Origin of the sequence: Streptomyces purpurascens, from assembly GCF_045040895.1 — a bacterium.
In the GTDB taxonomy this organism is placed as follows: domain Bacteria; phylum Actinomycetota; class Actinomycetes; order Streptomycetales; family Streptomycetaceae; genus Streptomyces; species Streptomyces purpurascens.
This window is the reverse complement of record NZ_CP108341.1, coordinates 1,849,989-1,871,925: the sequence shown is the minus strand read 5'-3', so window position 1 is coordinate 1,871,925 and position 21,937 is coordinate 1,849,989. Positions and strand designations below refer to the sequence as shown.

The window sequence follows — 21,937 nt, the reverse complement described above, 5'->3', positions numbered from 1 at the left end:
AAGGTGAGCGGGTCTGGGTGACGGACGGGCGGGGCGCGGAGCGCTGTGCGCGGGGCAGTGAGTGACGTAATGCCTTCGTGCGCGGCGCTCCGGGCGTCGGTGGCGTCCGGCAAGTGCGGCGTCGATCCGGTGGAGTTGGTCCCGCCGGACATGTGGATCACCGCCGAAGGACGGGTAGGGTCCGAGGCATATCGTGCCCCCGGTCACAACCGGACCGGGGTTGTTCCAAGGATCGGCCCGACGTCACAGGGCGGGCTGTCGCATACGTGGAAGGAATCGCGTGGAAGCCAACACTCGTAGCACCGGGCGTCTACCAGCTGCCTTCCTGACGCCAGGGTCTTCCTCCTTCATGGACTTCCTGTCCGAGCACCAGCCGGAGATCCTGCCCGGCAACAGGCAACTGCCTCCGACCCAGGGCGTGATCGAGGCGCCGCACGGGACCACGATCGTCGCCGTGACGTTCCCCGGGGGCGTCGTGCTGGCCGGTGACCGCCGGGCGACGATGGGGAACGTCATCGCGCAGCGGGACATCGAGAAGGTCTTCCCGGCCGACGAGTACTCCGCGGTGGGCATCGCCGGTACGGCGGGTCTGGCCGTGGAGATGGTGAAGCTGTTCCAGCTGGAGCTGGAGCACTTCGAGAAGGTCGAGGGCGCGCAGCTGTCCCTGGAGGGCAAGGCGAACCGGCTGTCGACGATGATCCGCTCCAACCTCGGCATGGCCATGCAGGGCTTGGCCGTGGTGCCGCTGTTCGCGGGGTACGACGTGGGCCGCGACCGGGGCCGGATCTTCTCGTACGACGTGACGGGCGGCCGCTCCGAGGAGACGAACTTCGCGGCCACCGGCTCGGGCTCGATCTTCGCGCGTGGCGCCATGAAGAAGCTCTTCCGTGACGACCTGAGCGAGGAAGAGGCCACGACCCTGGTGGTCCAGGCCCTGTACGACGCGGCCGACGACGACTCGGCGACAGGCGGTCCCGACGTCGCCCGCCGGATCTACCCGATCGTCACCGTGATCACCGAGGACGGCTTCCGCCGGCTCACCGAGGAGGAATCCTCCGAGATCGCCCGCTCGATCCTGGCGCGGCGCCTCGAGCAGCCGGACGGCCCGCGGGCCGCGCTGCTCTAGGCAGCGGCCGTTTCTTGTCAGGGTGATCCAGTGACTTCCACAGAAAGGGACGGATAACCGGTGTCGACGCCGTTCTATGTTTCACCTCAGCAGCAGATGGCCGACCGGGCGGAGTACGCCCGCAAGGGCATCGCCCGTGGCCGCAGCCTGGTCGTGCTGCAGTTCGCCGACGGCATCGTGTTCGTCGGCGAGAACCCGTCCCGTGCGCTGCACAAGTTCAGCGAGATCTACGACCGGATCGGTTTCGCCGCCGCCGGCAAGTACAACGAGTACGAGAACCTGCGGATCGGTGGGGTGCGGTACGCCGACCTGCGGGGTTACACCTACGACCGCGATGACGTGACGGCCCGTGGCCTGGCCAACGTCTACGCGCAGACCTTGGGCACGATCTTCTCCTCCGCGGCCGAGAAGCCGTACGAGGTGGAGCTGGTGGTCGCCGAGGTGGGGGAGACCCGGGAGGGCGACCAGCTCTACCGTCTCCCGCACGACGGCTCGATCGTGGACGAGCACGGCTCGGTCGCGGTGGGGGGTAATGCGGAGCAGATCAGCAGCTACCTGGACCAGCGCCACCGGGACGGTATGACGCTGGCCGAGGCCCTTAAGCTGGCGGTGCAGGCGCTGTCGCGCGACACCAACGGCACTGAGCGGGAGATTCCCGCGGAGCGGCTGGAGGTGGCGGTGCTGGACCGTACGCGGCCGCAGAAGCGCAAGTTCAAGCGGATCGGTGGGCGTCAGCTGTCCCGGCTGCTGGGGGCGGAGGGAGACGGGGGCGCCGAGGAGACGGCCTCCGAGACCTCCGAGGACTCCGAGTAGCTCGGCTCGATCGTTCACGTCGCGCGTCCTGGCTGCTGTTGCGGCTGGGGCGCGCGTCTGCGCCTGCTCGCCGGTGGTGGGTCGGGGCCGTGTCGGGGGGTGTCCGTCCTCGGAACGGCGCGATGGGGTGAGAGACCGACTGACTGGCGTTGACGCGCCAACCAGCTGCGGGCGGACACCCCCCGACACGTCCCCTTCCGTGCGTACCCAGCTGCGGGCATGCGTGCCGCTAGGGGCGGCACGGGTGGGCGCAGCGGCACCCCGCTCCGCCGGGCTGCGGACCCACCGGCCCCAGCAACCGTCGCCGAGCGGCTACGGCAGGCCCGGTGGCGCCGTGGAGCCCCGTACGACCAGTTGCACCGGGATGTCCCCGCCCTCGGGCGCGCGGCCCTCCATGACGGCCAGCAGGGCCCGCATGCCCCGTTCCCCGAAGAGTTCCGCGTCCAGGCGGACCGTCGTCAGTTCCGGGTCGATGGCCGTGGCCAGGGCCAGATCGTCCAGGCCCGTGACCGAGACGTCGTCCGGGACGCGTAGGCCGAGGCGGCGGACCGCCTTGTACGCTCCGGCGGCCAGCTTGTCGTCGTCGCACACCAGGGCGGTAGGGCGCGGCCCGGGCAGCGAGAGGGCGGCCTCCGTGGCCGTTACGGCACCCTCGATGGAGATCGGTGCGCGGGTCGTGCGTACCGATGTACCGGGCACATCCCTCAGCCGGCTCGCCAGTTCCCGGGCCCGTACCTCGAACGTCCAGGACGGTACGTCCGCCGCCAGATGGAGGAAGCGGCGGTGGCCCAGGGACAGCAGGTGTTCCGCGACCTGGCGGACACCGTCGGCGATGTCCAGGTTCACGGTCGCCGCACCCAGGCTCCCCTCCGGATCGCTGTCCAGCATCACCAGGGGCAGCTGGTCCCCGCGAATCGCGGTGAGCGCGTCGGCCGCCATGGAGGAGGCGATCACGCCGTCCAGGGCGGCCTGGGCGGAGGCGAAGGGGTCGCGGGCGGGGCCGACGCCCTCGGGGGAGGGGTAGAGGACGACGCCGAATCCGTGCTCGGCGGCGACGCGGGCGGCGCCCGTGTAGACGCCCGCGAAAAACTCCGTGGTGAGGGCCGGGACCACCAGCAAGACCGTGCGAGTGCGGCCCAGGCGCAGGTTGCGGGCGGCCAGGTTCGGGCGGTAGCCCAGATCGCGTGCGGCCTCGCGGACCCGCTCGGCGGTCGCCTCCGAGACGCGTCCGCGCCACTTGTCGCCCAGGACCAGGGAGACCGCCGCCTGGGAGACGCCGGCGGCCTGGGCGACGTCCCGGCTCGTGGGGCGTGTGCTGCCTCGTGCCACCGTCGGGCCGCTCCTTCGTCTGGACTCGTGAACAGCGGACATGGTACGTATGAACCGTTGACGTTATACGTAAAACCTAGGGCGGGGACATGGCTACGGGATACCTGGAGATCCTTCGGGCGCGACACGCCGCCCGGCTGCTCGTCGGCACGCTCGTGGGACGGCTGCCCAATGCCACCGGCGCCATCGCGATCCTGCTGTTCGTGCGGGCGGAGGGCGGTTCGTACAGCCTGGCGGGGGCGCTGGCGGGCGTGTACGGCGTCGCCAACGCCGTGGGGCAGCCGGTGCTGGGCAGGCTCGTGGACCTGCGCGGGCAGCCGCGCGTGCAGTTGCCGGCGGCTGTTCTGTCGGGGCTCGCGATGGCCGTGTTCGCCTTCGCCGGGATCGGGTCGCTGCCGCTCGCGTATGCCGCCGTCGCGGCCGCGGGGCTCTTCACACCGCCCTTGGAGGGCGGGCTGCGGGCCCTGTGGTCCTCGGTCCTCCGGAAGGAGGACCAGGTGCACACGGCGTACGCCATGGACGCCGTGGCCCAGGAGGTGATGTTCACCGTCGGGCCGCTGCTCGTCACGCTGTGCGTGTCCCTGTGGTCGGCCCAGGTCGCGCTGCTCGTGCTGAACGTGGTCGGGGTGCTGGGGGCGCTGTCCGTGGTCGTCTCGCCGCCCTCGCGTGCCTGGCGATCGGCGCCGCGGGAGGCGCACTGGCTGGGCGCGCTGCGCTCGGCGGGGCTGCTGGCGCTGCTGGCGGCGTTCCTGTTCATCGGGATGGCGCTCGGGTCCATCACCGTCGCCTCGGTGCCCTACGCGGACGCGCACGGCGGTGACGCCGTGTACGGCTGGCTGATGGCCGCCCTGGGATTCGGGGCGCTGGTCGGCGGCACGGTCTACGGGGCCCGGCAGTGGGCCGGTGAGCCCGCGCGGCGACTGCAGGTGCTGGTAGCCCTTCTGGTGGTGTGTTACCTGCCGCTGCTTCTCCTGCCGGACGCGGTGCCCATGGTGGCGCTGACCGCGCTCGCCGGTGTCTTCCTCGCGCCCGCCATCGCCTGCGCCTTCGTCCTGGTCGACCGTCACGCCCCGCGCGGCACGGTCACCGAGGCGTTCTCCTGGCTGGTGACGACGTTCACCGTGGGCCACTCGGTCGGAGCGGGCGTCGCGGGGCCCGTCGTAGAGGTGGGCGGGGCCTTGTGGGGCTTCGCCGTGCCGGGTGCCGCGGGGGGCGTGTCCCTGCTGGTTTTGGCCGCCACAGGACGGGTACTCGCAGTTCCCGGCGGGGGAGCGGTTGTTGTGTCCGGTTCGGAAAATGATCCAAACCGTGCCCCCGAACCCCGTTTCAGTTCAGGGGATCGGGCGTAATGTTCCCTCATGGACCGCCGCATTTTCGGGCTGGAGAACGAGTACGGCGTCACGTGCACGTTCAGGGGACAGCGCCGCCTGTCTCCTGACGAGGTGGCGCGGTACCTCTTCCGCCGTGTCGTGTCATGGGGCCGCAGCAGCAATGTCTTTCTGCGAAACGGCGCCCGCCTCTATCTCGACGTGGGTTCACATCCGGAATACGCCACACCGGAATGTGACAACGTGACCGAACTGGTCACCCACGACAAAGCGGGCGAGCGCATTCTCGAAGGACTCCTGGTGGACGCCGAACGACGCCTGCACGAGGAGGGAATCGCGGGCGACGTCTACCTCTTCAAGAACAACACCGATTCGGCGGGCAACTCCTACGGCTGCCACGAGAACTATCTGGTCGCCCGGCACGGGGAGTTCTCCCGGCTCGCGGACATTCTCATTCCGTTTCTGGTGACGAGGCAGCTGCTGTGCGGTGCCGGCAAGGTGCTGCAGACGCCGCGCGGGGCCGTCTACTGCGTCAGCCAGCGTGCCGAGCACATCTGGGAGGGCGTCTCCTCGGCGACGACCCGCTCCCGGCCGATCATCAACACGCGCGACGAGCCGCACGCGGACGCCGAGCGCTACCGCCGCCTGCACGTCATCGTGGGCGACTCGAACATGTCCGAGACGACCATGTTGCTGAAGGTCGGCGCCACCGACCTGGTGCTGCGCATGATCGAGGCGGGCACCGTGATGCGCGACCTGACCCTGGAGAACCCGATCCGGGCGATCCGCGAGGTCAGCCACGACATCACCGGCCGGCGCAAGGTGCGCCTGGCCAGCGGCCGTGAGGCCTCCGCCCTGGAGGTACAGCGCGAGTACTACGAGAAGGCCGTGGACTTCTGCGAGCGCCGCGGCATCCGCACCGGCACCGTCGAGCAGGTCCTGGAGCTGTGGGGCCGCACGCTGGACGCGATCGAGGCCGAGGACCTCGACCGCATCGGCACCGAGATCGACTGGGTCATGAAGTACAAGCTCATCGAGCGGTACCGCAGCAAGAACAACATGACCATGTCGCACCCGCGGGTCGCGCAGATAGACCTCGCCTACCACGACATCCACCGCCGTCGTGGCCTGTACTACCTGCTCGAGAAGAAGGGCCAGGCGGCACGGATCTGCAACGACCTGAAGATCTTCGAGGGCAAGTCGGTTCCGCCGCAGACCACTCGGGCCCGGCTGCGCGGCGACTTCATCCGGCGTGCCCAGGAACAGCGCCGTGACTTCACGGTCGACTGGGTTCACCTCAAGCTCAACGACCAGGCCCAGCGCACCGTCTTGTGCAAGGACCCGTTCCGTTCGGTGGACGATCGGGTGGAGAAGCTGATCGCCGGAATGTGAGGAATTGCGCCGGCGGGGAATTAGCCGGAACGCCACACGGGCGCCGTACGTTACAAGTACGGCGCCCTGCTCACGCCGTAGAGTTGCGCGCACGCCATCAACGAGATCGATCGATTACGAGGCCCCCACAGTGCGCCGACGCTCACTTCTCATCTCTGTACCCGCAGGACTGGCCACGCTCGCCGCATGCGGCGACGACAAGTCGGATTCGAGCAAGGCCAGCGACAGCCCTTCGCCCTCGCCCTCGGCATCGGCCCCGTCCTCGGCGCCGCCGCCGAAGATCGTGGACGGCCCGCTGCCGGCGGTCACCGCGGGCACGAAGTTCGACGAGAAACCGACGATCGCCAAGGGCAGCGGTGAGCCGTCGAAGCAGCTCGCGGTGAAGACGCTGATCGCGGGCAGCGGCAAGACCGTCGCGGAGAACGACTTCGTCGTCGCGAACTACCTGGGCCAGGTCTGGAGCACCGCCAAGGTCTTCGACAACTCCTACGACCGCAAGACGCGCCTGGCCATCCAGCTCGCCCAGGGCCAGATCATCGACGGCTGGCGGTACGCGCTGGCCGGCAAGAAGGCCGGCAGCCGTGTCGAGATGGCCGTCCCGCCCACCTGGGGCTACGGCTCGCAGGGCAACCCGCAGGCGGGCATCAAGGGCACCGACACGCTGGTCTTCGTCGTCGACGTGCAGGACACGTTCAACGCCACCAGCTCCGCCAAGGGCGAGGAGGTCGCCCAGGACGACGCGGACCTGCCCAAGGTCGGCACCAACACCGACGGCAAGGCGCCCTCCATCGAGGTGCCCAAGGCGACCGCCCCCAAGAAGCTCGTCGCGGAGTACGTCCTGGAGGGTGACGGCGAGAAGGTCGCCGCCGACGACAGCGTCCTGGTGCAGTACAAGGGCGTGCTGTGGGACGGCGGCAAGGAGTTCGACTCGTCGTACGCCAACAAGCAGCTGGTGTCGTTCTCGCTCCAGCAGGTCGTCAAGGGCTGGGCGCAGGGCCTGACCGGCAAGAAGGTGGGCAGCCGGGTCCTCATCGTCATCCCGCCGGCGCTGGGCTACGGCGACAAGCCGCCGCAGGGCAGCGGCATCAAGAAGGACTCCACGCTGGTCTTTTCGGTGGACATCCTCGCGAAGCTGTGACGTGCGGGGGATGTAAGACTGTGCGTGTTCGCCTTTTCGCAGACAAGCAGGAGCCAGAGACGTGAGCATCGACAAGCCCGAGGTCGACTTCCCGGGCGGCGAGCCCCCGGCGGACCTCGAGATCAAGGACATCTGGGAAGGCGACGGCCCGGTCGCGCAGGCCGGCCAGACCGTCACCGTGCACTACGTCGGTGTCGCCTTCAGCACGGGCGAGGAGTTCGACGCCAGCTGGAACCGCGGCACCCCGTTCCGCTTCCCGCTGGGCGGCGGCCGGGTCATCCAGGGCTGGGACCAGGGCGTGCAGGGCATGAAGGTCGGCGGCCGCCGACAGCTGACCGTCCCCGCCCACCTCGCCTACGGCAACCAGAGCCCGACCCCTCTGATCAAGCCCGGCGAGACGCTGATCTTCGTGGTCGACCTGCTCGGGGTCTGAGCAAGGTTCGACAGACTCGATCACCTGGGGCCCATGCCTGTTCGGGCATGGGCCCTCGGCTTTGCCGGGCCACCGCGGGGCGGTACGGTCATCGGTCGTAAGCACCATAGGGAGGCGAAGGGCGTCGATGGCCATTGCCAAGGCCGAGCGGCTGATGAACCTGGCGCTGTGTCTGCTCGGGACGCGGCGGCCGCTCAGCAAGCGTGAGCTGCGCGATTCCATCGAGGCCTACGTCGAGGCCTTCGGACCGGGGAACGGCGCCACCGGATCCGACGACTCCTTCAACCGCATGTTCGAGCGCGACAAGGACGACCTGCGCGAACTCGGACTGGTCATCGAGACCGTCGAGAGCCTCGAGGGCGAGATCGGCTACCTGGCCCGGCGTGACAGCAACCGCCTCCCGCCCATCACCCTGGACGCCGAGGAGGCCGCGGCCCTCGGGGTCGCCGCCAAGGTGTGGCAGCAGGCCCGGCTCGCCGGCGCGGCCAGCGGTGCCCTGCAGAAGCTGCGCGCGGCGGGCCTGCCCGAGGATGTCGACCCCTACGGGCCGCACGGCGCGCTGGAGCCGCGGATCCCCGTGCACGAGGCGGCGTTCGAGCCGCTGATGCTCGCCTGCCGGGACCGCCGCCCTGTGGTCTTCGACTACCGCAAGGCCACCGCCGCCCAGCCCGAGCAGCGGCACGTGGAGCCGTGGGCGCTCGAGTGCTGGCGCGGCCACTGGTACCTCGCGGGCTGGGACCGCGACCGGGGCGCCGAGCGGGTCTTCCGGCTGTCCCGGATCACCGGCAAGGTCCGCTCGCGCGGCGGCCGGTACAGCGCTCCCGTGCCGGACGTCGTCACCGTCCGTGAGACCGTCGCGGGCTGGGCCGGGGAGATCGCCGACCGCTCCGCCCGGATCCGGCTGCGCTCGGGCGCGGGGTACCCCCTTCGGGCGAAGGCCACCGCCGTACGGGAACTCGGCGACGGCTGGGACGAGTTGGATATTCCGTACGGCCACGGGCTGGACGCCTGGCTGGTGGAGTTCGGGCCGGACGTGGTCGTCCTGGAGCCCGCCGAGCTGCGGGCAGACGTGGTGGACCGGCTGCGGGCCGTGGCCAAGGGCTGAGGGGGAGCGGACGAGACAGTGGCAGGCAAACCGGTCAGGCCCGTGAACGCCATCGACCAGACCCGGCGGATGCTCTCGCTGGTGACGTATCTGAAGGAGCGTCCCGGCGCCCGCGTCGAGGACGTCGCGCGCGCCTTCGGCATCACCGAGGACGAGCTGGTCTCCGACCTCGACGTGCTGCCCATGTGCGGCACCAGCTTCCGCGGCGGCGACCTGCTCGACATCGACACCGACGGCGAGCGCATCTGGTGGCACAACTCGGCCGCCCTGGCGGACGAAGCCGCCGAGCCGCTCAGGCTCGCCGCCGACGAGGCCACCGCCCTGCTCGTCGCCGCCCGGGCCGTGGCCACGCTGCCCGGACTGCGCGAGAGCGACCGCCAGGCGCTGTTGCGGGCGACGGCCAAGGTGGAGACCGCGGCCGGCGAGATGGCGGGCGCCAGCTCGCGCCTGTCGGTGACCTTCGAGTCCGAAGGCGGGGTCTTCGCGGACGTCGACCGGGCGATCGCCGAGCGCCGCCGCCTGTGGATCCGCTACTACTCGCCCGCGCGCGACGAGGTCACCGAGCGGGAGATCGACCCGATCCGCCTGGTCAGCGTCGGGCACACCTACGTCGAGGCCTGGTGCCGCCGCTCCGAGGCGCGCCGCACGTTCCGGCTCGACCGGGTCGCCGAGATCAGGATCCTGGACGAGCCGTCGGCGCCGCCGGAGATCGAGCTGCGGGACCTGTCGGAGGCCCTGGTGCAGCCCGCGGCCGAGGACCCGGAGGTCGAGGTCGAGGTCGGGCCCGGCGGCCGCTGGGTCGCCGAGTACTACCCGCACGACAGCGCGGACGAGCTGCCCGACGGCGGCCTGCGGATCACCCTGCGCACGCCCGACCCGGCGTCGCTCCGCCGCCTGGCGCTGCGGCTCGGGCGGGACGGCCGGATCGTCTCGCCGCCGGAGCTCGCCGACAGCGCCCGGCGGGCGGCTCGCGAGGCGCTGACGGCGTACGACGGGATCGAGGCGGCCGGGACGGCCGGCGGCGCGGAGCCGGCCGGGGCCGGCGAGCCGCGCGGCGTGAGCGCGGTCCGCCCCGTCCCGGACGGGCCGGACGGCGGGCTCGGCTGATGCGCGGGTGCCCGCGGCGTCGACGGCCGAGTGCGGCCGCTCCTGGAACCGGCCGTGGTGCCGAGGCACTGACCTGGTCGACATCGGTGGTGAGCCGGACTCGTCGACGGCCGAGTGCGGCCGCCCCCGACACCGGCCGTGGTGCTGGGGCACGGACCCGGCCGACGTCGGGCGTGAGCCGGTCCGCTCGGGTGTCACCCGGGCGCCCCGTAGGCGTGTCACCCGAGGCAGAGGAGCGAGGCCTGTGAGCGAGTCGGCGGCGCCCGGTGCGCGCGGCATGACGGTGGAGTCCGCGTTCGCCGGGATGAAGAGCGTGTCCCCGGTGGTCTTCAGGGCGGGCTGCCCGGACTGCCGGGAGCGCTTCGAGCTCACCGCGGGCGCTCTGCGCCTCGCCATCGGCGCCACCAGCCGCACCACCTTCTACTCCTTCACCTGCCCGCAGTGCGGCGCGTCCGTCCGCAAGCCCGCGGGGGAGCGGATCGTGGAGCTGCTCACGGGCGGCGGCGTGCGGACCCTGCGGCTTGCTCCGGCCCCCTGAGGGTCTGGGCGTCCGCCCCTCCTGGAAGGGCTAGGCTCGACGGCATGTTCTGGCCGATGTTCGCGATTGCCGTGGGGTTCGTGGGTCTCGCCGTGCTCGGGGTGCTCGCCGTCCGGGTCTTCGTGGAGGCACAGCGCCTGGGCAGGCAGGTCACGGACTCCGCGCGCCGTATCAACCGGGCCGCCGAGGACCTGGAGCGGGCCGCGGGGAGCGCGGCCCGGTCCGTGGACGCCCTGTGAGTCGTCCGGCAGGCGGCTGTGAGTTGCGCTTTGGGCCACTTCGCCCTGTCACCTCCGAGGTTCGGACAGGTACGCTGCTGGTCGCGGCCCGGTTAACGAGGCACTGGCCGCGGAGCGGGAGTACGTACAGGGGATGCAGAGGGATTGCCTCACGTTTACCCCTGAGCGTTACGATCGCTGTCAACACGATCGTTCGGACAAGTGTCCGACCGGTCGGACAGCACCCCACCCCAGCCGCCTCGGTGAGAAGGTAAAGACTTATGTTCGGAAGGCTCGGAGCCCCCGAGATCATTCTCATCCTCGTCGTCATCATCCTGCTGTTCGGCGCGAAGAAGCTTCCGGACATGGCTCGGTCGCTCGGCAAGTCCGCCCGCATCCTCAAGAGCGAGGCCAAGGCGATGAAGGACGAGAACAAGTCGTCCACGACCCCGGCCGGCCCGCCCAACAACGACGAGCAGCCCTCGCAGCGCACCATCCAGGCAGCGCCCGGTGACGTGACCAGCTCCCGTCCGGTCAACGAGCCCACGGACACGACCAAGCGCTGAAGCCGGGCCGGTGACCTCCGGCCCGCCGCACGAGATGGGAACGTGGGTTGCTGAAGTCTGCCCGCAAGCAGGAAAGGGATCCCGAGGGGCGGATGCCCCTCGCGGAGCACCTTCGCGAGCTCCGCAACCGGCTCGCCAAGGCGATGCTGGCGATCGTCGTCATCACGGTCGTCGCCGCCTTCTTCTACAACGACATCATCAACTTGATCACCAAGCCGATCCTCGACTCGGTCGGCTGTGACAAGACCTTCGCGGAGCTGGCCAGGTCGCAGCCCGGCGGGAAGCCCTGTGCGCAGATCACCATCAACGGTCTGATCACCCCCTTCACGCTGGCGCTGAAGGTGTCCCTGATGGCCGGTGTCGTGCTGGCCTCGCCGGTCTGGCTCTACCAGCTGTGGGCCTTCGTCGCGCCGGGCCTGCACCGGCACGAGAGGAAGTACGCGTACGCCTTCGTCGGCACGGGCGCCCCGCTGTTCATCATCGGCGCCTACTTCGCGTACACGGTGCTCCCCACCACGGCGAAGGTGCTCCTCGAGTTCACCCCGGGCGGCACGTCCAACCTCCTCCCGCTGGACGACCTGCTCGACCTGGTCATGCGGATGGTGCTCGTCTTCGGCCTCTCGTTCGAGCTGCCCCTGCTGCTGGTCATGCTCAATCTCACCGGAGCACTCACCGGCAAGCGCATGCTCGGCTGGTGGCGCGGCATGATCATGGGCATCACGGTCTTCGCGGCCATCGCCACGCCCAGCACCGACCCGCTGACCATGTTGATGCTCGCCGGGCCGATCTGGATCCTGTACTTCGCGGCCGTCGCCTTCTCCCTGCTCAACGACCGCCGTCGCAGCCGTCGCGACGCCCTGGGCCCCGCCGACGACGAGGCCTCCGAGCTGGACCTCACGCCCGACGACATCGGCGAGATCGAACCCGTGACCACCAGCCGGGCCGCCCTGCCCGAGCAGGCGAGTTCGGACCGCTCGGACCGGGTCAACGGTTATGACGACGTGACCTGAAGATCGGCGGGCAGATCGTAGGGTCGGTCGCGTGACCAGCGAGATCACCCTCTTCGTCAACCCCACCGCGGGCCGCGGCCGGGGCGCCCGCGCGGCGCAGCCGGCCGCTTCCGCTTTGCGGGCGGCCGGTTTCTCGGTGCGTACGGTGCTCGGTGAGGACGCCGCGGACGCTCTCACCCGCGCCCGTACCGCGGTCGAGGGCGGTACCGGAGCGCTGATAGCCGTCGGCGGTGACGGCATGGCCAACCTCGCGCTGCGGGCGGTCGCGGGCACCCGTACTCCGCTCGGCCTGGTCGCCGTCGGCACCGGCAACGACTTCGCCCGCGCCCTCGGCCTGCCCGTGCGCGAGCCGGCCGCCGCGGGCCGCATGATCGCCGACGCCCTCAAGTGCGGCCGGATCCACGACATCGACCTCGGTCAGGTGGGCGACCGCTGGTTCGGCACGGTCCTCGCCTCCGGCTTCGACTCCCGTGTCAACGACCGCGGCAACCGCATGCGGTGGCCCGCAGGCCGCTTCAAGTACGACCTGGCGATGATCGCCGAACTCGCCGCTTTCCGGCCCGTCCCGTACCGGATCCGGCTCGACGACGGCGAGGTCCGCGAGGTCGAGGCGACCCTGGTGGCCGTCGGCAACGGCTCGTCGTACGGCGGCGGCATGCGGATCTGCCCCGGCGCCGACCTCACCGACGGGCTGTTCGACATCACCGTGGTCGGGGACTGCAGCCGTACGACACTGCTGCGGGTGTTTCCGCGGGTGTACCGGGGGACCCACGCCGAGCATCCGGCGGTGACCGTGCTGCGCGCGGCCCGGGTCGAGATCGCCGCCGAGGGGATCACCGGGTACGCGGACGGGGAGCCGCTCGGCCCCCTGCCGCTGAGCGCGCGCTGCGTGCGCGGGGGCGTGCGGGTCGTCGGCCCCTGAGCCTGGCTGCCCCTGAGCTGCGCCGATCCCTGGTTTCACAGGAATGGATCCGGATAATGATCGTCCTGTTGTCAGTGCGGCCCGGTACGCTCGAAAGCACGATGACAGAGGACCTCTCACCGGCCGAGCGGTACGCGGCAGCCCGCAAGCGTGCTGTCGAGCAGGCCACCGCGCTCGCCTCCTTCCGCGAGATGTACGACTTCGGCCTCGACCCCTTCCAGATCGAGGCCTGCCAGGCGCTCGAGGCGGGGAAGGGCGTCCTGGTCGCCGCACCCACCGGCTCGGGCAAGACGATCGTGGGCGAGTTCGCCGTCCACCTCGCTCTCCAGCAGGGCAAGAAGTGCTTCTACACGACACCCATCAAGGCGCTGTCGAACCAGAAGTACGCCGACCTGTGCCGCCGCTACGGCACGGACAAGGTGGGCCTGCTCACCGGCGACAACAGCGTCAACTCCGACGCCCCGGTGGTCGTGATGACCACCGAGGTGCTGCGGAACATGCTGTACGCCGGTTCGCAGACCCTCCTGGGCCTCGGCTACGTGGTCATGGACGAGGTGCACTACCTCTCCGACCGGTTCCGGGGCGCCGTGTGGGAAGAAGTGATCATTCACCTTCCCGAGTCGGTCACGCTCGTGTCGCTGTCGGCGACCGTGTCGAACGCCGAGGAGTTCGGCGACTGGCTCGACACGGTCCGCGGTGACACCGAGGTGATCGTCTCCGAGCACCGGCCCGTGCCGCTGTTCCAGCACGTGCTCGCCGGGCGGCGGATGTACGACCTGTTCGAGGAGGGCGAGGGCCACAAGAAGGCCGTCAACCCCGACCTCACACGCATGGCGCGCATGGAGGCGAGCCGGCCGTCGTACCAGGACCGCCGGCGCGGCCGGTCCATGCGCGAGGCCGACCGCGAGCGCGACCGCAGACAGCGCTCCCGGGTCTGGACGCCGAGCCGGCCCGAGGTCATCGAACGGCTCGACGCCGAGGGGCTGCTGCCCGCCATCACCTTCATCTTCAGCCGCGCCGCCTGCGAGGCCGCCGTCCAGCAGTGCCTGTACGCGGGCCTCAGGCTCAACGACGACGAGGCACGCGAGCAGGTACGCGCGCTCGTCGAGGAGCGCACGGCGTCCATCCCGACCGAGGATCTGCACGTCCTCGGCTACTACGAGTGGCTGGAGGGCCTGGAGCGCGGCATCGCCGCCCACCACGCGGGCATGCTGCCGACCTTCAAGGAGGTCGTCGAGGAACTGTTCGTACGCGGCCTGGTCAAGGCCGTGTTCGCGACCGAGACCCTCGCCCTCGGCATCAACATGCCCGCCCGCTCGGTGGTGCTGGAGAAGCTCGTCAAGTGGAACGGCGAGCAGCACGCGGACATCACGCCGGGCGAGTACACGCAGCTGACGGGGCGTGCGGGGCGGCGCGGCATCGACGTCGAGGGCCACGCTGTGGTGCTGTGGCAGCGCGGCTCCAGCCCCGAGCACCTGGCGGGCCTGGCCGGCACGCGCACGTACCCGCTGCGCTCGAGCTTCAGGCCGTCGTACAACATGGCGGTCAACCTGGTCGAGCAGTTCGGCCGGCACCGTTCGCGAGAGCTGCTGGAGACGTCCTTCGCGCAGTTCCAGGCGGACAAGTCGGTCGTCGGCATCTCCCGCCAGGTGCAGCGCAACGAGGAGGGGCTCGAGGGCTACAAGGCCTCCATGACCTGCCACCTCGGCGACTTCGAGGAGTACGCGCGGCTCCGCCGCGAGCTGAAGGACCGTGAGAACGACCTGGCCCGGCAAGGCGCGGCACAGCGGCGCGCCGAGGCCGCCGTCGCGCTGGAGAAGCTGAAGCCCGGTGACGTCATCCACGTGCCCACCGGCAAGTACGCGGGCCTGGCGCTGGTGCTGGACCCGGGCCTGCCCGCGGGCCGTTCGAACGGCCACCGGGGCTTCGAGCACCACGACGGTCCGCGCCCGCTGGTGCTGACCGCCGAGCGGCAGGTGAAGCGGCTGGCGTCCATCGACTTCCCGGTGCCGGTCGAGCCGCTGGAGCGGATGCGGATCCCGAAGTCCTTCAACCCGCGTTCCCCGCAGTCCCGTCGGGACCTCGCGTCCGCGCTGCGCACCAAGGCCGGGCACATCCCGGCCGACCGGCACCGCAAGCGGCGCTCCCAGGCGGCCGACGACCGCGAGATCGCCCGGCTGCGGACCGAGCTGCGCGCGCACCCCTGCCACGGGTGCGACGACCGTGAGGACCACGCCCGTTGGGCCGAGCGCTACCACCGGCTGCTGCGGGACACCTCGCAGCTGGAGCGGCGGATCGAGGGCCGGACGAACACGATCGCGCGTACGTTCGACCGCATCGTCGCGCTGCTGACCGAGCTCGACTATCTGCGCGGCGACGAGGTCACCGAGCACGGCAAGCGGCTCGCGCGGCTGTACGGCGAGCTGGACCTGCTCGCCAGCGAGTGCCTGCGTGAGGGCGTCTGGGAGGGGCTCGGCCCTGCCGAACTGGCGGGCTGTGTCTCGGCGTTGGTGTACGAGGCGCGCGCGGCGGACGACGCGATGGCGCCGAAACTGCCGTCGGGGAAGGCCAAGGCCGCGCTGGGGGAGATGGTGCGGATCTGGGGGCGGCTGGACGCGCTGGAGGAGGAGTTCCGGATCACCCAGACCGAGGGTGTCGGGCAGCGTGAGCCGGACCTGGGGTTCGCCTGGGCCGCGTACATGTGGGCCTCAGGGGCGGGGCTCGACGAGGTGCTGCGTGAGGCGGAGATGCCGGCGGGGGACTTCGTGCGGTGGTGCAAGCAGGTCATCGATGTGCTGGGGCAGATCGCGGCGGCGGCGCCGCAGGGTTCTTCCGTGGTGAAGAACGCGCGTAAGGCTGTTGACGGGGTGCTGCGGGGGGTTGTCGCCTACTCGTCGGTGGGGTGATCGTTCGGCGCGCGGGTGCCGGCCGTACGTGGCTGCTCGCGCAGTTCCCCGCGCCCCTTTAGGGGCGTTGTTCTGAGGGTCCCTCACCCGTAGTGGTGAGGGACTTTCGTATGCCTGTACGCCGTTACGTACAGCATTCGACTGATCTCGTAGCGTGTAAACGACCGAGCGTACTATCCCTTCGCGTCCGGTTTCCGGCAGTTGCTGAATATGACACAGCGATGATCCGGTCGGACTAAGCTCGCCCGCAGCGCACCGGCTTGAGATGAATTCGTGCGCTTGTTCCCCATTGTGTGGAACCCCAGCCGACTCCTGTCAGAAGGCCTACATGGTGAGTGTCCAATCCCCTCCCGTTCGCCGTGAACTTCCTTACGCGCGCGTGCTGTTGATGCCGGCCATAGCGATGGCCGCGGCGTCCGGATCCGCCGTCGCCCTGGTGACGGAGTCGGCCCGGCTCGCCGTCGGCTGGTGCGGCGGCATCGCCACCGCGCTGGTGATCGCGACGGCAGCCGAGGCGGTCCGCCGCGGCCGTGCCCTGCGGAACCAGCGTGCCGAGCACGCCCGCCACAGCGCGTATCTGGAACAGCGGATCGCCGGCCACGAGCACGAGTTGGTCCGCTTCTCGAGGGAGGTCGTCCCCGCCGCGCTCGACCTGCTGCGCACCGGAGAATCCCCCAGGGAGGTGATTCGCAAGCTCGGCCTGGCCGACCCCGCGTACCGCGACCTCCCCGAGCCGGAGGTCGAGACGCTTCTGACGGTGCTCAGGATCGTCGACCACGAAGTGACCATGCGCGACGCCGCCGCTCGCTCCTTCGTCACGGTGGCCCGCCGCGTCCAGGCGATCGCCCACCAACAGGCCGAGGAACTCCGGGAGATGGAGGAGGACCACGGCCGCAACCCCGAGGTCTTCGACGACCTGCTGCGCATCGACCACGGCAACGCCCTGATCGGCCGCCTCGCCGACTCCGTCTCCGTCCTCGGCGGCGGCCGCCCCGGACGGCAGTGGCCCGAGCCGGTGTCCCTGTACAGCACGCTGCGCGGCGCCATGTCCCGCATCCTGGAGTACCGGCGCATCCAGCTGTCCTCCATCGCCAAGGTCAGCGTCAAGGGCATCTACGTCGAGCCCGTCATCCACGCCGCCGCCGAACTCCTCGACAACGCCACGCGCTACTCGCCGCCGCAGACCAAGGTGCACGTCACCGCCACCGAGGTGCAGACCGGCGTCTGCATCGAGATCGAGGACGGCGGCGTCAACCTCAACGAGGAGGCGCGGGCCCGGATCGAGGGCATGCTGGAGGCCGCCAAGGCGGGCGTCGACCTCCAGGACATCGGTGAGCACCCCCGCCTGGGCCTGGCCGTCGTCGGCCGCCTCTGCACGGCGTACAACATGCAGGTGTCGCTGCGGGCCTCCGCGTACGGCGGCGTCCGCGCCATCCTCATCGTGCCGAGCGAGATGATCACCCACGAGCCCGGCGTCGGACTCGCCCACGGCATCGGCGCCACCGGCATCCCCATGACGGTCGGTATTCCCGAGGGCCCGAAGCGCGCACCCAAGAGGCGACGCCCCACCAGCCCGAAAGTCCCCGACACGGTCCTGCTGGAGGACGACGACGTCCCCGAGGTCACCGAGTGGACGACGAACGGCCTGCCGCAGCGCCGCAGCCGGGTGAAGACGCCGCTCGCCGAGCGACTCGCCCAGCAGGCCGCCAACGAGAAGGCCGACCGGGAGGCCGCCGAACGGGGCGAGTACAACCCCTGGGCGGCGGTATCGGAGCCCGAGACCAAGCCCCTGCGCGACATGTCGGCCCCCGATGCCCCGGGCAAGGGCCTCGAGGCCTTCTGGGAGGGACTCAAGCAGGGCATCGAACCCGGCACGCACCCGACCGACTTCATCCGGAACCCGACCAAGTACCTGCACCTGATCAACGACCCGGCCCCCACCGAGGCCGACGACGAGGGGGACCTCAAGTGATCCAGCAGCGAGGCAACTTCGACTGGATGCTCAAGCAGCTCGCCGACGGCGTGCCGGGCATCGAGATGATCGTGGTGCTCTCGGCCGACGGCCTGCGCATCGCCCGCCACGGCGGCGAGCCGGACGCGGCCGACCGGGTCGCCGCGGCCTGCGCCGGCCTGCAGTCCCTCGCGGGCAGCATCTGCCAGGAACTCACCGTGGGCGAAGGCGAGATGAAGCTCGTCATGATCGAGATCGACCGCGGCTACTTCTATCTGATGAACGCCGGCGCCAACGCCTTCCTCGCGGTGCTCTCCGACGTGCGGTGCGAACCCGGCCGGATGAGCGCGATGATGCGTGACCTCGTCGTCCGGATCGGCGGCCATCTGACCAGTCCGCCCCGGCGGAACGGGCAGATCGTATGACGCCTCCGCAACGCCAGAGGCGCGACCCCACCCCGGAATCGCCCCCGCCCCAGGAGGGCGAGGGCACGGTCAGGAACCCCGAGCGGATGTACGTGGTGGCCGGCCCCGACGGTGAACGGGCCGAGCTCGACCTGGTGACGTTAATCGTGGCGCGTGCCGAAGACCCGCCGCCTTCCGCCTCCCCCGAGCAGGCGGCGCTGCTCCGGCTCTGCGCCGCCCCCCTGTCCGTGGCCGAGCTGTCGGCCTACCTCCACCTGCCGTTCAGTGCGATGGGCGTGCTGCTCACCGAGCTGCTGACGGCGGAACTGGTGCAGGCGCGCGCCCCGATCGTCCGCCAGTCACGCACCGACCGTTCCCTTCTCGAAGCGGTGATGAATGGACTTCAAAGGCTCTGACACCATCCCGGGCCCCCGGGCCGAGGACCAGTTGCCCCACACGGCACAGTCCGCGGCCAAGATCGTGATCGTGGGTGGCTTCGGCGTCGGCAAGACGACCATGGTCGGCTCGGTCAGCGAGATCACACCGCTGACCACCGAGGAGACCATGACGCAGGCCGGCATCGGTGTCGACGACAACTTCGGCTCCGCGTCCAAGACGGCCACCACCGTCGCCATGGACTTCGGCCGCATCAGCATCACCGACCAGCTCGTGCTCTACCTGTTCGGCACACCCGGCCAGCAGCGCTTCTGGTTCCTGTGGAACGGCCTGTTCGAGGGCGCGCTCGGCGCGGTGGTGCTGGTCGACACCCGTCGGCTGGAGGTCAGTTTCGATGTCATGGGGCGCCTGGAGGAGCGCGGCGTGCCGTTCGTGGTAGCGGTCAACTCCTTCCCGGACGCGCCCCGTTACGACCTCGAGGAGCTGCGCACGGCCCTCGACCTCACCCCGGACATCCCGATCATGGAGTGCGACGTACGCCGCCGGGCCTCCAGCCGTGACGTCCTGATGACCCTCATGCGCTTCCTGCACTCGCTCGCCATGACGGGCTCGCTCACCTGATCCCGCACCCGGCCCCCAACCCCCACATTCCCCCACCAGACACCTGGATTCACTTCAGTTTCGGAGCGACCACTGTGACGCCTGAATCCCACACCCCGACCGACACGGACGCCTCCCGGCTCGGCCCGCCCCCCGGCTGCCCCGCACACGGCCTCGGGCCCGGCGGACTGCACCGGCTGCACGAGTCGGAGGATCTGGGAGCGCTGTACGAGCAACTACGCAAGGACCACGGCCCCGTGGCGCCCGTGCTGCTCCACGACGACGTCCCGATCTGGGTCGTCCTCGGCCATGCCGAGAACCTGCACATGGTGCGCTCGCCCTCCCAGTTCTGCCGGGACAGCCGTATCTGGACCCCGCTCCGGGACGGCCTGGTCAAGCCCGACCACCCGCTGATGCCGCACATCGCCTGGCAGCCCATCGCCTCGCACGCCGAGGGCGACGAGCACAAGCGACTGCGCGGCGCGGTTCAGGGCGCCATCTCGACCGTCGACTTCCGCAGCCTGCGCCGCTACATCAACCGCAGCACGCAGGCCATCGTCAACCGCTTCTGCGAGAAGGGCGAGGCCGACCTCGTCGGCCAGTTCGCCGAGCACCTGCCGATGGCCGTGATGTGCGAGATCCTCGGCATGGCCGACGAGTACAACGACCGCCTCGTCGAGGCCGCCCGCGACGCGCTCAAGGGCACCGAGACCGCGATCGCCAGCCACTCCTACGTCATGGACGCCCTGAGCCGGCTCACCGTACGGCGCCGCGCCCAGCCGGAGGAGGACTTCGCCAGCTACCTGATCACCCACCCGGCCCGGCTGACCGACGACGAGGTCAGGGAGCACCTGCGCCTGGTGCTCTTCGCCGCCTACGAGGCCACCACCAACCTGCTGTCCAACGTGCTGCTCACGGTGCTGATCGACCCGCGCTTCCGTGCCCAGCTCAACGGCGGCCAGATGACGGTGCCGGAGGCGGTGGAGCAGTCCCTGTGGAACGAGCCGCCGTTCAGTACGGTCTTCGCCTACTTCGCCAAGCAGGAGACCGAGCTGGGCGGTCAGCGCATCCGCCGGGGCGACGGACTGCTTTTCGCCCCGGCCCCGGCCAACGTCGACCCGCGGGTACGGCCCGACTTGTCGGCCAGCATGCAGGGCAACCGCTCCCACCTCGCGTTCGGCGGCGGCCCGCACGAGTGCCCCGGCCAGGACGTCGGCCGCTCCATCGCCGATGTCGGCGTCGACGCGCTGCTGATGCGGCTGCCCGACGTCGAACTCGACTGCGACGAGGAGGAGCTGCGCTGGACGGCGTCCATCGCCTCCCGGCACCTGGTGGAAATGCCGGTGCAGTTCTCGCCCAAGCCGCCGCAGGACGTGACGGAGCCGCCGAACCACAAGCAGGTCCCCGCGCAGCGCTCCGACTGGCAGATCGGCAGCCCGCAGCCGCAGCCCGCACCGGTCGCCGCGCAGCCGCAGCCGCAGCCAACCCCGGCCCCGGCCCAGCCCCAGCCGGCCCCTGTGTACCCGCAGGTTCAGCCGGCGGCGCAGGAACCGGCCCGCCGCAAGGGCGCCTGGCAGCGCTTCCTGAGCTGGTGGCGCGGCTACTGACCGGCTGACGGGTCGTCGTACGTCCCGGCGGCCCACCGGTCGTACGACGCCCATGCCGCGAGCTCCCGGCCGCTGCGGAACCGGTGCTCCTCGCCCGTGACCGGATCGGTGAACTCCAGGGCCCGTGCCAGTAGTTGGAGCGGGCGCCGGAAGTCACCGGCCGGTACGGGGTTGGTCACCTCCGGGTAGAGCGGGTCGCCGAGGATCGGCACGCCCAGCGCGGTCATGTGCACCCGCAGCTGGTGCGTCTGCCCGGTGCCGGGCACCAGCCGGTACCGGGCGAGTCCGTCGGCTCCTTCCCGGCGGTGCTCGACGAGTTCGACACGGCTCACGGCGTTCGGCTCGCCCGCCACCTCCCGGGCCTGGAGCACCCCGCGCTCCTTCACGATCCGGCTGCGTACGGTCCGGGGCAGGACGAGGGCGGGGTCGTACCGGGCGACGGCCTCGTACTCCTTGTGGACCCGGCGGTCACTGAACAGCGTCTGGTACGCGCCGCGCTCCTCGGGGCGCACGGTGAACAGCACGAGCCCCGTGGTGAGCCGGTCCAGACGGTGTGCGGCGCCGAGCGCGGGGATGTCCAGCTCCCGGCGCAGTCTGGCCAGCGCGGTCTCGGTGACATGGCTGCCGCGCGGGGTGGTGGCGAGGAAGTGGGGTTTGTCGACGACGACGATGTGCTCGTCCCGGTGCACGACCTCCAGCGGGAAGGGCACCGGCACCTCCTCGGGCAGCTCCCGGTGGAACCACACGAACATCCCCGGCACGTACGGCGCGTCCCCCGCAACGGCACGTCCGTCCGCCCCGACGATCCGCCCCGCGTCGAACATCCCGTCGACGACACCGGCACCCGCCCCGCTGAGCCGCTCCACCAAGTGCTCACGCACCGTGGCCCACGACCCCGCGACGGGCAGCCGCACCCGCACCGGATCCACGCCGTGGCGCTGCGGCAGGGGCGAGGGCGGGATGCGGGGCTTGCGTCTCATCGCGGCCCAGCGTACGAGGCCCGGTGCGCCGGGCGGAAAACCACTGGGACCGCCCCTCGCGTCCTTGC

General features: G+C 70.7%; 22 protein-coding genes. 20 read left to right on the top strand and 2 right to left on the bottom strand.

The window, feature by feature from the left end; translation table 11 throughout:
* Nucleotides 1-77: 77 nt before the first annotated feature.
* The 3 genes from OHU35_RS08545 to prcA are packed head-to-tail and all read left to right on the top strand — an operon-like array spanning nt 78 to nt 1,939.
* Nucleotides 78-329: an endonuclease domain-containing protein gene (locus tag OHU35_RS08545; RefSeq protein ID WP_372498798.1), complete on the top strand. Its 252-nt coding sequence runs from the start codon at nt 78-80 to the stop codon at nt 327-329.
* The gene (gene prcB / locus OHU35_RS08540) at nt 281-1,126 is read left to right on the top strand and encodes a proteasome subunit beta (RefSeq protein WP_189726578.1); all 846 of its coding nucleotides are present in this window, start codon (nt 281-283) and stop codon (nt 1,124-1,126) included. The genes OHU35_RS08545 and prcB overlap by 49 nt, the downstream gene beginning before the upstream one ends.
* A 60-nt stretch (nt 1,127-1,186) precedes the next feature.
* Nucleotides 1,187-1,939: a proteasome subunit alpha gene (gene prcA, locus OHU35_RS08535; RefSeq protein WP_189726577.1), complete on the top strand. Its 753-nt coding sequence runs from the start codon at nt 1,187-1,189 to the stop codon at nt 1,937-1,939.
* Between the two features lie 312 nt (nt 1,940-2,251).
* Here the strand turns inward: prcA and OHU35_RS08530 are convergent, their stop codons facing one another.
* Nucleotides 2,252-3,268, bottom strand: coding sequence for a LacI family DNA-binding transcriptional regulator (locus tag OHU35_RS08530; RefSeq protein WP_359896637.1), 1,017 nt, complete (start codon nt 3,266-3,268; stop codon nt 2,252-2,254).
* Nucleotides 3,269-3,357: 89 nt separating this feature from the next.
* Here OHU35_RS08530 and OHU35_RS08525 point away from each other — a divergent pair, with 89 nt between their 5' ends.
* The 17 genes from OHU35_RS08525 to OHU35_RS08445 all read left to right on the top strand — a co-directional run bounded on the left by OHU35_RS08525 (nt 3,358) and on the right by OHU35_RS08445 (nt 20,889).
* Nucleotides 3,358-4,617 (top strand): MFS transporter, encoded by a 1,260-nt coding sequence (locus OHU35_RS08525; protein ID WP_189726575.1) that lies wholly within the window; start codon nt 3,358-3,360, stop codon nt 4,615-4,617.
* 9 nt (nt 4,618-4,626) lie between these two features.
* Complete coding sequence (gene pafA, locus OHU35_RS08520) at nt 4,627-5,988, top strand: Pup--protein ligase (RefSeq protein ID WP_184597419.1); 1,362 nt, start codon at nt 4,627-4,629, stop codon at nt 5,986-5,988.
* Between the two features lie 130 nt (nt 5,989-6,118).
* Complete coding sequence (locus tag OHU35_RS08515) at nt 6,119-7,126, top strand: FKBP-type peptidyl-prolyl cis-trans isomerase (protein ID WP_189726574.1); 1,008 nt, start codon at nt 6,119-6,121, stop codon at nt 7,124-7,126.
* A 61-nt stretch (nt 7,127-7,187) separates the two neighbouring features.
* On the top strand, nt 7,188-7,559 hold the full coding sequence (locus OHU35_RS08510; RefSeq protein WP_189726573.1) for an FKBP-type peptidyl-prolyl cis-trans isomerase: 372 nt from the start codon (nt 7,188-7,190) through the stop codon (nt 7,557-7,559).
* A gap of 127 nt (nt 7,560-7,686) precedes the next feature.
* The gene (locus tag OHU35_RS08505) at nt 7,687-8,664 is read left to right on the top strand and encodes a YafY family protein (RefSeq protein WP_189726572.1); all 978 of its coding nucleotides are present in this window, start codon (nt 7,687-7,689) and stop codon (nt 8,662-8,664) included.
* 18 nt (nt 8,665-8,682) lie between these two features.
* The gene (locus OHU35_RS08500; RefSeq protein WP_229873126.1) at nt 8,683-9,771 is read left to right on the top strand and encodes a YafY family protein; all 1,089 of its coding nucleotides are present in this window, start codon (nt 8,683-8,685) and stop codon (nt 9,769-9,771) included.
* Nucleotides 9,772-10,015: 244 nt separating this feature from the next.
* Complete coding sequence (locus tag OHU35_RS08495) at nt 10,016-10,309, top strand: hypothetical protein (RefSeq protein ID WP_405505108.1); 294 nt, start codon at nt 10,016-10,018, stop codon at nt 10,307-10,309.
* 44 nt (nt 10,310-10,353) lie between these two features.
* Nucleotides 10,354-10,548 (top strand): hypothetical protein, encoded by a 195-nt coding sequence (locus OHU35_RS08490; protein ID WP_189726570.1) that lies wholly within the window; start codon nt 10,354-10,356, stop codon nt 10,546-10,548.
* Between the two features lie 260 nt (nt 10,549-10,808).
* A complete protein-coding gene (tatA, locus tag OHU35_RS08485; RefSeq protein ID WP_059419437.1) occupies nt 10,809-11,093 on the top strand; it encodes a Sec-independent protein translocase subunit TatA in 285 nt (94 codons plus the stop codon).
* A gap of 47 nt (nt 11,094-11,140) precedes the next feature.
* Nucleotides 11,141-12,103 carry a twin-arginine translocase subunit TatC gene (gene tatC / locus OHU35_RS08480; protein ID WP_189726569.1) on the top strand — a complete coding sequence of 321 codons (963 nt, stop codon included), beginning with the start codon at nt 11,141-11,143 and terminating at the stop codon, nt 12,101-12,103.
* A 31-nt stretch (nt 12,104-12,134) separates the two neighbouring features.
* The gene (locus OHU35_RS08475) at nt 12,135-13,025 is read left to right on the top strand and encodes a diacylglycerol kinase (protein ID WP_405505107.1); all 891 of its coding nucleotides are present in this window, start codon (nt 12,135-12,137) and stop codon (nt 13,023-13,025) included.
* 56 nt (nt 13,026-13,081) lie between these two features.
* Nucleotides 13,082-15,931 carry an RNA helicase gene (locus OHU35_RS08470; RefSeq protein ID WP_189726567.1) on the top strand — a complete coding sequence of 950 codons (2,850 nt, stop codon included), beginning with the start codon at nt 13,082-13,084 and terminating at the stop codon, nt 15,929-15,931.
* 328 nt (nt 15,932-16,259) lie between these two features.
* Nucleotides 16,260-17,903, top strand: coding sequence for a sensor histidine kinase (locus OHU35_RS08465; protein ID WP_189726566.1), 1,644 nt, complete (start codon nt 16,260-16,262; stop codon nt 17,901-17,903).
* Complete coding sequence (locus tag OHU35_RS08460; RefSeq protein WP_184597403.1) at nt 17,900-18,307, top strand: roadblock/LC7 domain-containing protein; 408 nt, start codon at nt 17,900-17,902, stop codon at nt 18,305-18,307. Before OHU35_RS08465 ends, OHU35_RS08460 begins: the two co-directional genes overlap by 4 nt.
* On the top strand, nt 18,304-18,702 hold the full coding sequence (locus OHU35_RS08455) for a DUF742 domain-containing protein (RefSeq protein ID WP_189726565.1): 399 nt from the start codon (nt 18,304-18,306) through the stop codon (nt 18,700-18,702). Before OHU35_RS08460 ends, OHU35_RS08455 begins: the two co-directional genes overlap by 4 nt.
* On the top strand, nt 18,683-19,303 hold the full coding sequence (locus tag OHU35_RS08450; RefSeq protein ID WP_189726564.1) for an ATP/GTP-binding protein: 621 nt from the start codon (nt 18,683-18,685) through the stop codon (nt 19,301-19,303). Before OHU35_RS08455 ends, OHU35_RS08450 begins: the two co-directional genes overlap by 20 nt.
* Nucleotides 19,304-19,377: 74 nt before the next feature.
* A complete protein-coding gene (locus tag OHU35_RS08445; RefSeq protein ID WP_405505106.1) occupies nt 19,378-20,889 on the top strand; it encodes a cytochrome P450 in 1,512 nt (503 codons plus the stop codon).
* Here OHU35_RS08445 and OHU35_RS08440 read toward each other — a convergent pair.
* The gene (locus OHU35_RS08440) at nt 20,883-21,869 is read right to left on the bottom strand and encodes an RluA family pseudouridine synthase (protein ID WP_359896653.1); all 987 of its coding nucleotides are present in this window, start codon (nt 21,867-21,869) and stop codon (nt 20,883-20,885) included. The genes OHU35_RS08445 and OHU35_RS08440 overlap by 7 nt on opposite strands.
* Between the last annotated feature and the right edge of the window lie 68 nt (nt 21,870-21,937).

Excerpts from the sequence above, each read along its gene's own strand:
- OHU35_RS08525 (WP_189726575.1), top strand. The coding sequence starts at position 3,358 with ATGGCTACGGGATACCTGGAGATCCTTCGGGCGCGACACGCCGCCCGG.
- pafA (WP_184597419.1), top strand. The coding sequence starts at position 4,627 with ATGGACCGCCGCATTTTCGGGCTGGAGAACGAGTACGGCGTCACGTGC.
- OHU35_RS08505 (WP_189726572.1), top strand. The coding sequence starts at position 7,687 with ATGGCCATTGCCAAGGCCGAGCGGCTGATGAACCTGGCGCTGTGTCTG.
- OHU35_RS08490 (WP_189726570.1), top strand. The coding sequence starts at position 10,354 with ATGTTCTGGCCGATGTTCGCGATTGCCGTGGGGTTCGTGGGTCTCGCC.
- tatA (WP_059419437.1), top strand. The coding sequence starts at position 10,809 with ATGTTCGGAAGGCTCGGAGCCCCCGAGATCATTCTCATCCTCGTCGTC.
- OHU35_RS08470 (WP_189726567.1), top strand. The coding sequence starts at position 13,082 with ATGATCGTCCTGTTGTCAGTGCGGCCCGGTACGCTCGAAAGCACGATG.
- OHU35_RS08465 (WP_189726566.1), top strand. The coding sequence starts at position 16,260 with ATGGTGAGTGTCCAATCCCCTCCCGTTCGCCGTGAACTTCCTTACGCG.
- OHU35_RS08455 (WP_189726565.1), top strand. The coding sequence starts at position 18,304 with ATGACGCCTCCGCAACGCCAGAGGCGCGACCCCACCCCGGAATCGCCC.
- OHU35_RS08450 (WP_189726564.1), top strand. The coding sequence starts at position 18,683 with ATGGACTTCAAAGGCTCTGACACCATCCCGGGCCCCCGGGCCGAGGAC.
- OHU35_RS08440 (WP_359896653.1), bottom strand. The coding sequence starts at position 21,869 with ATGAGACGCAAGCCCCGCATCCCGCCCTCGCCCCTGCCGCAGCGCCAC.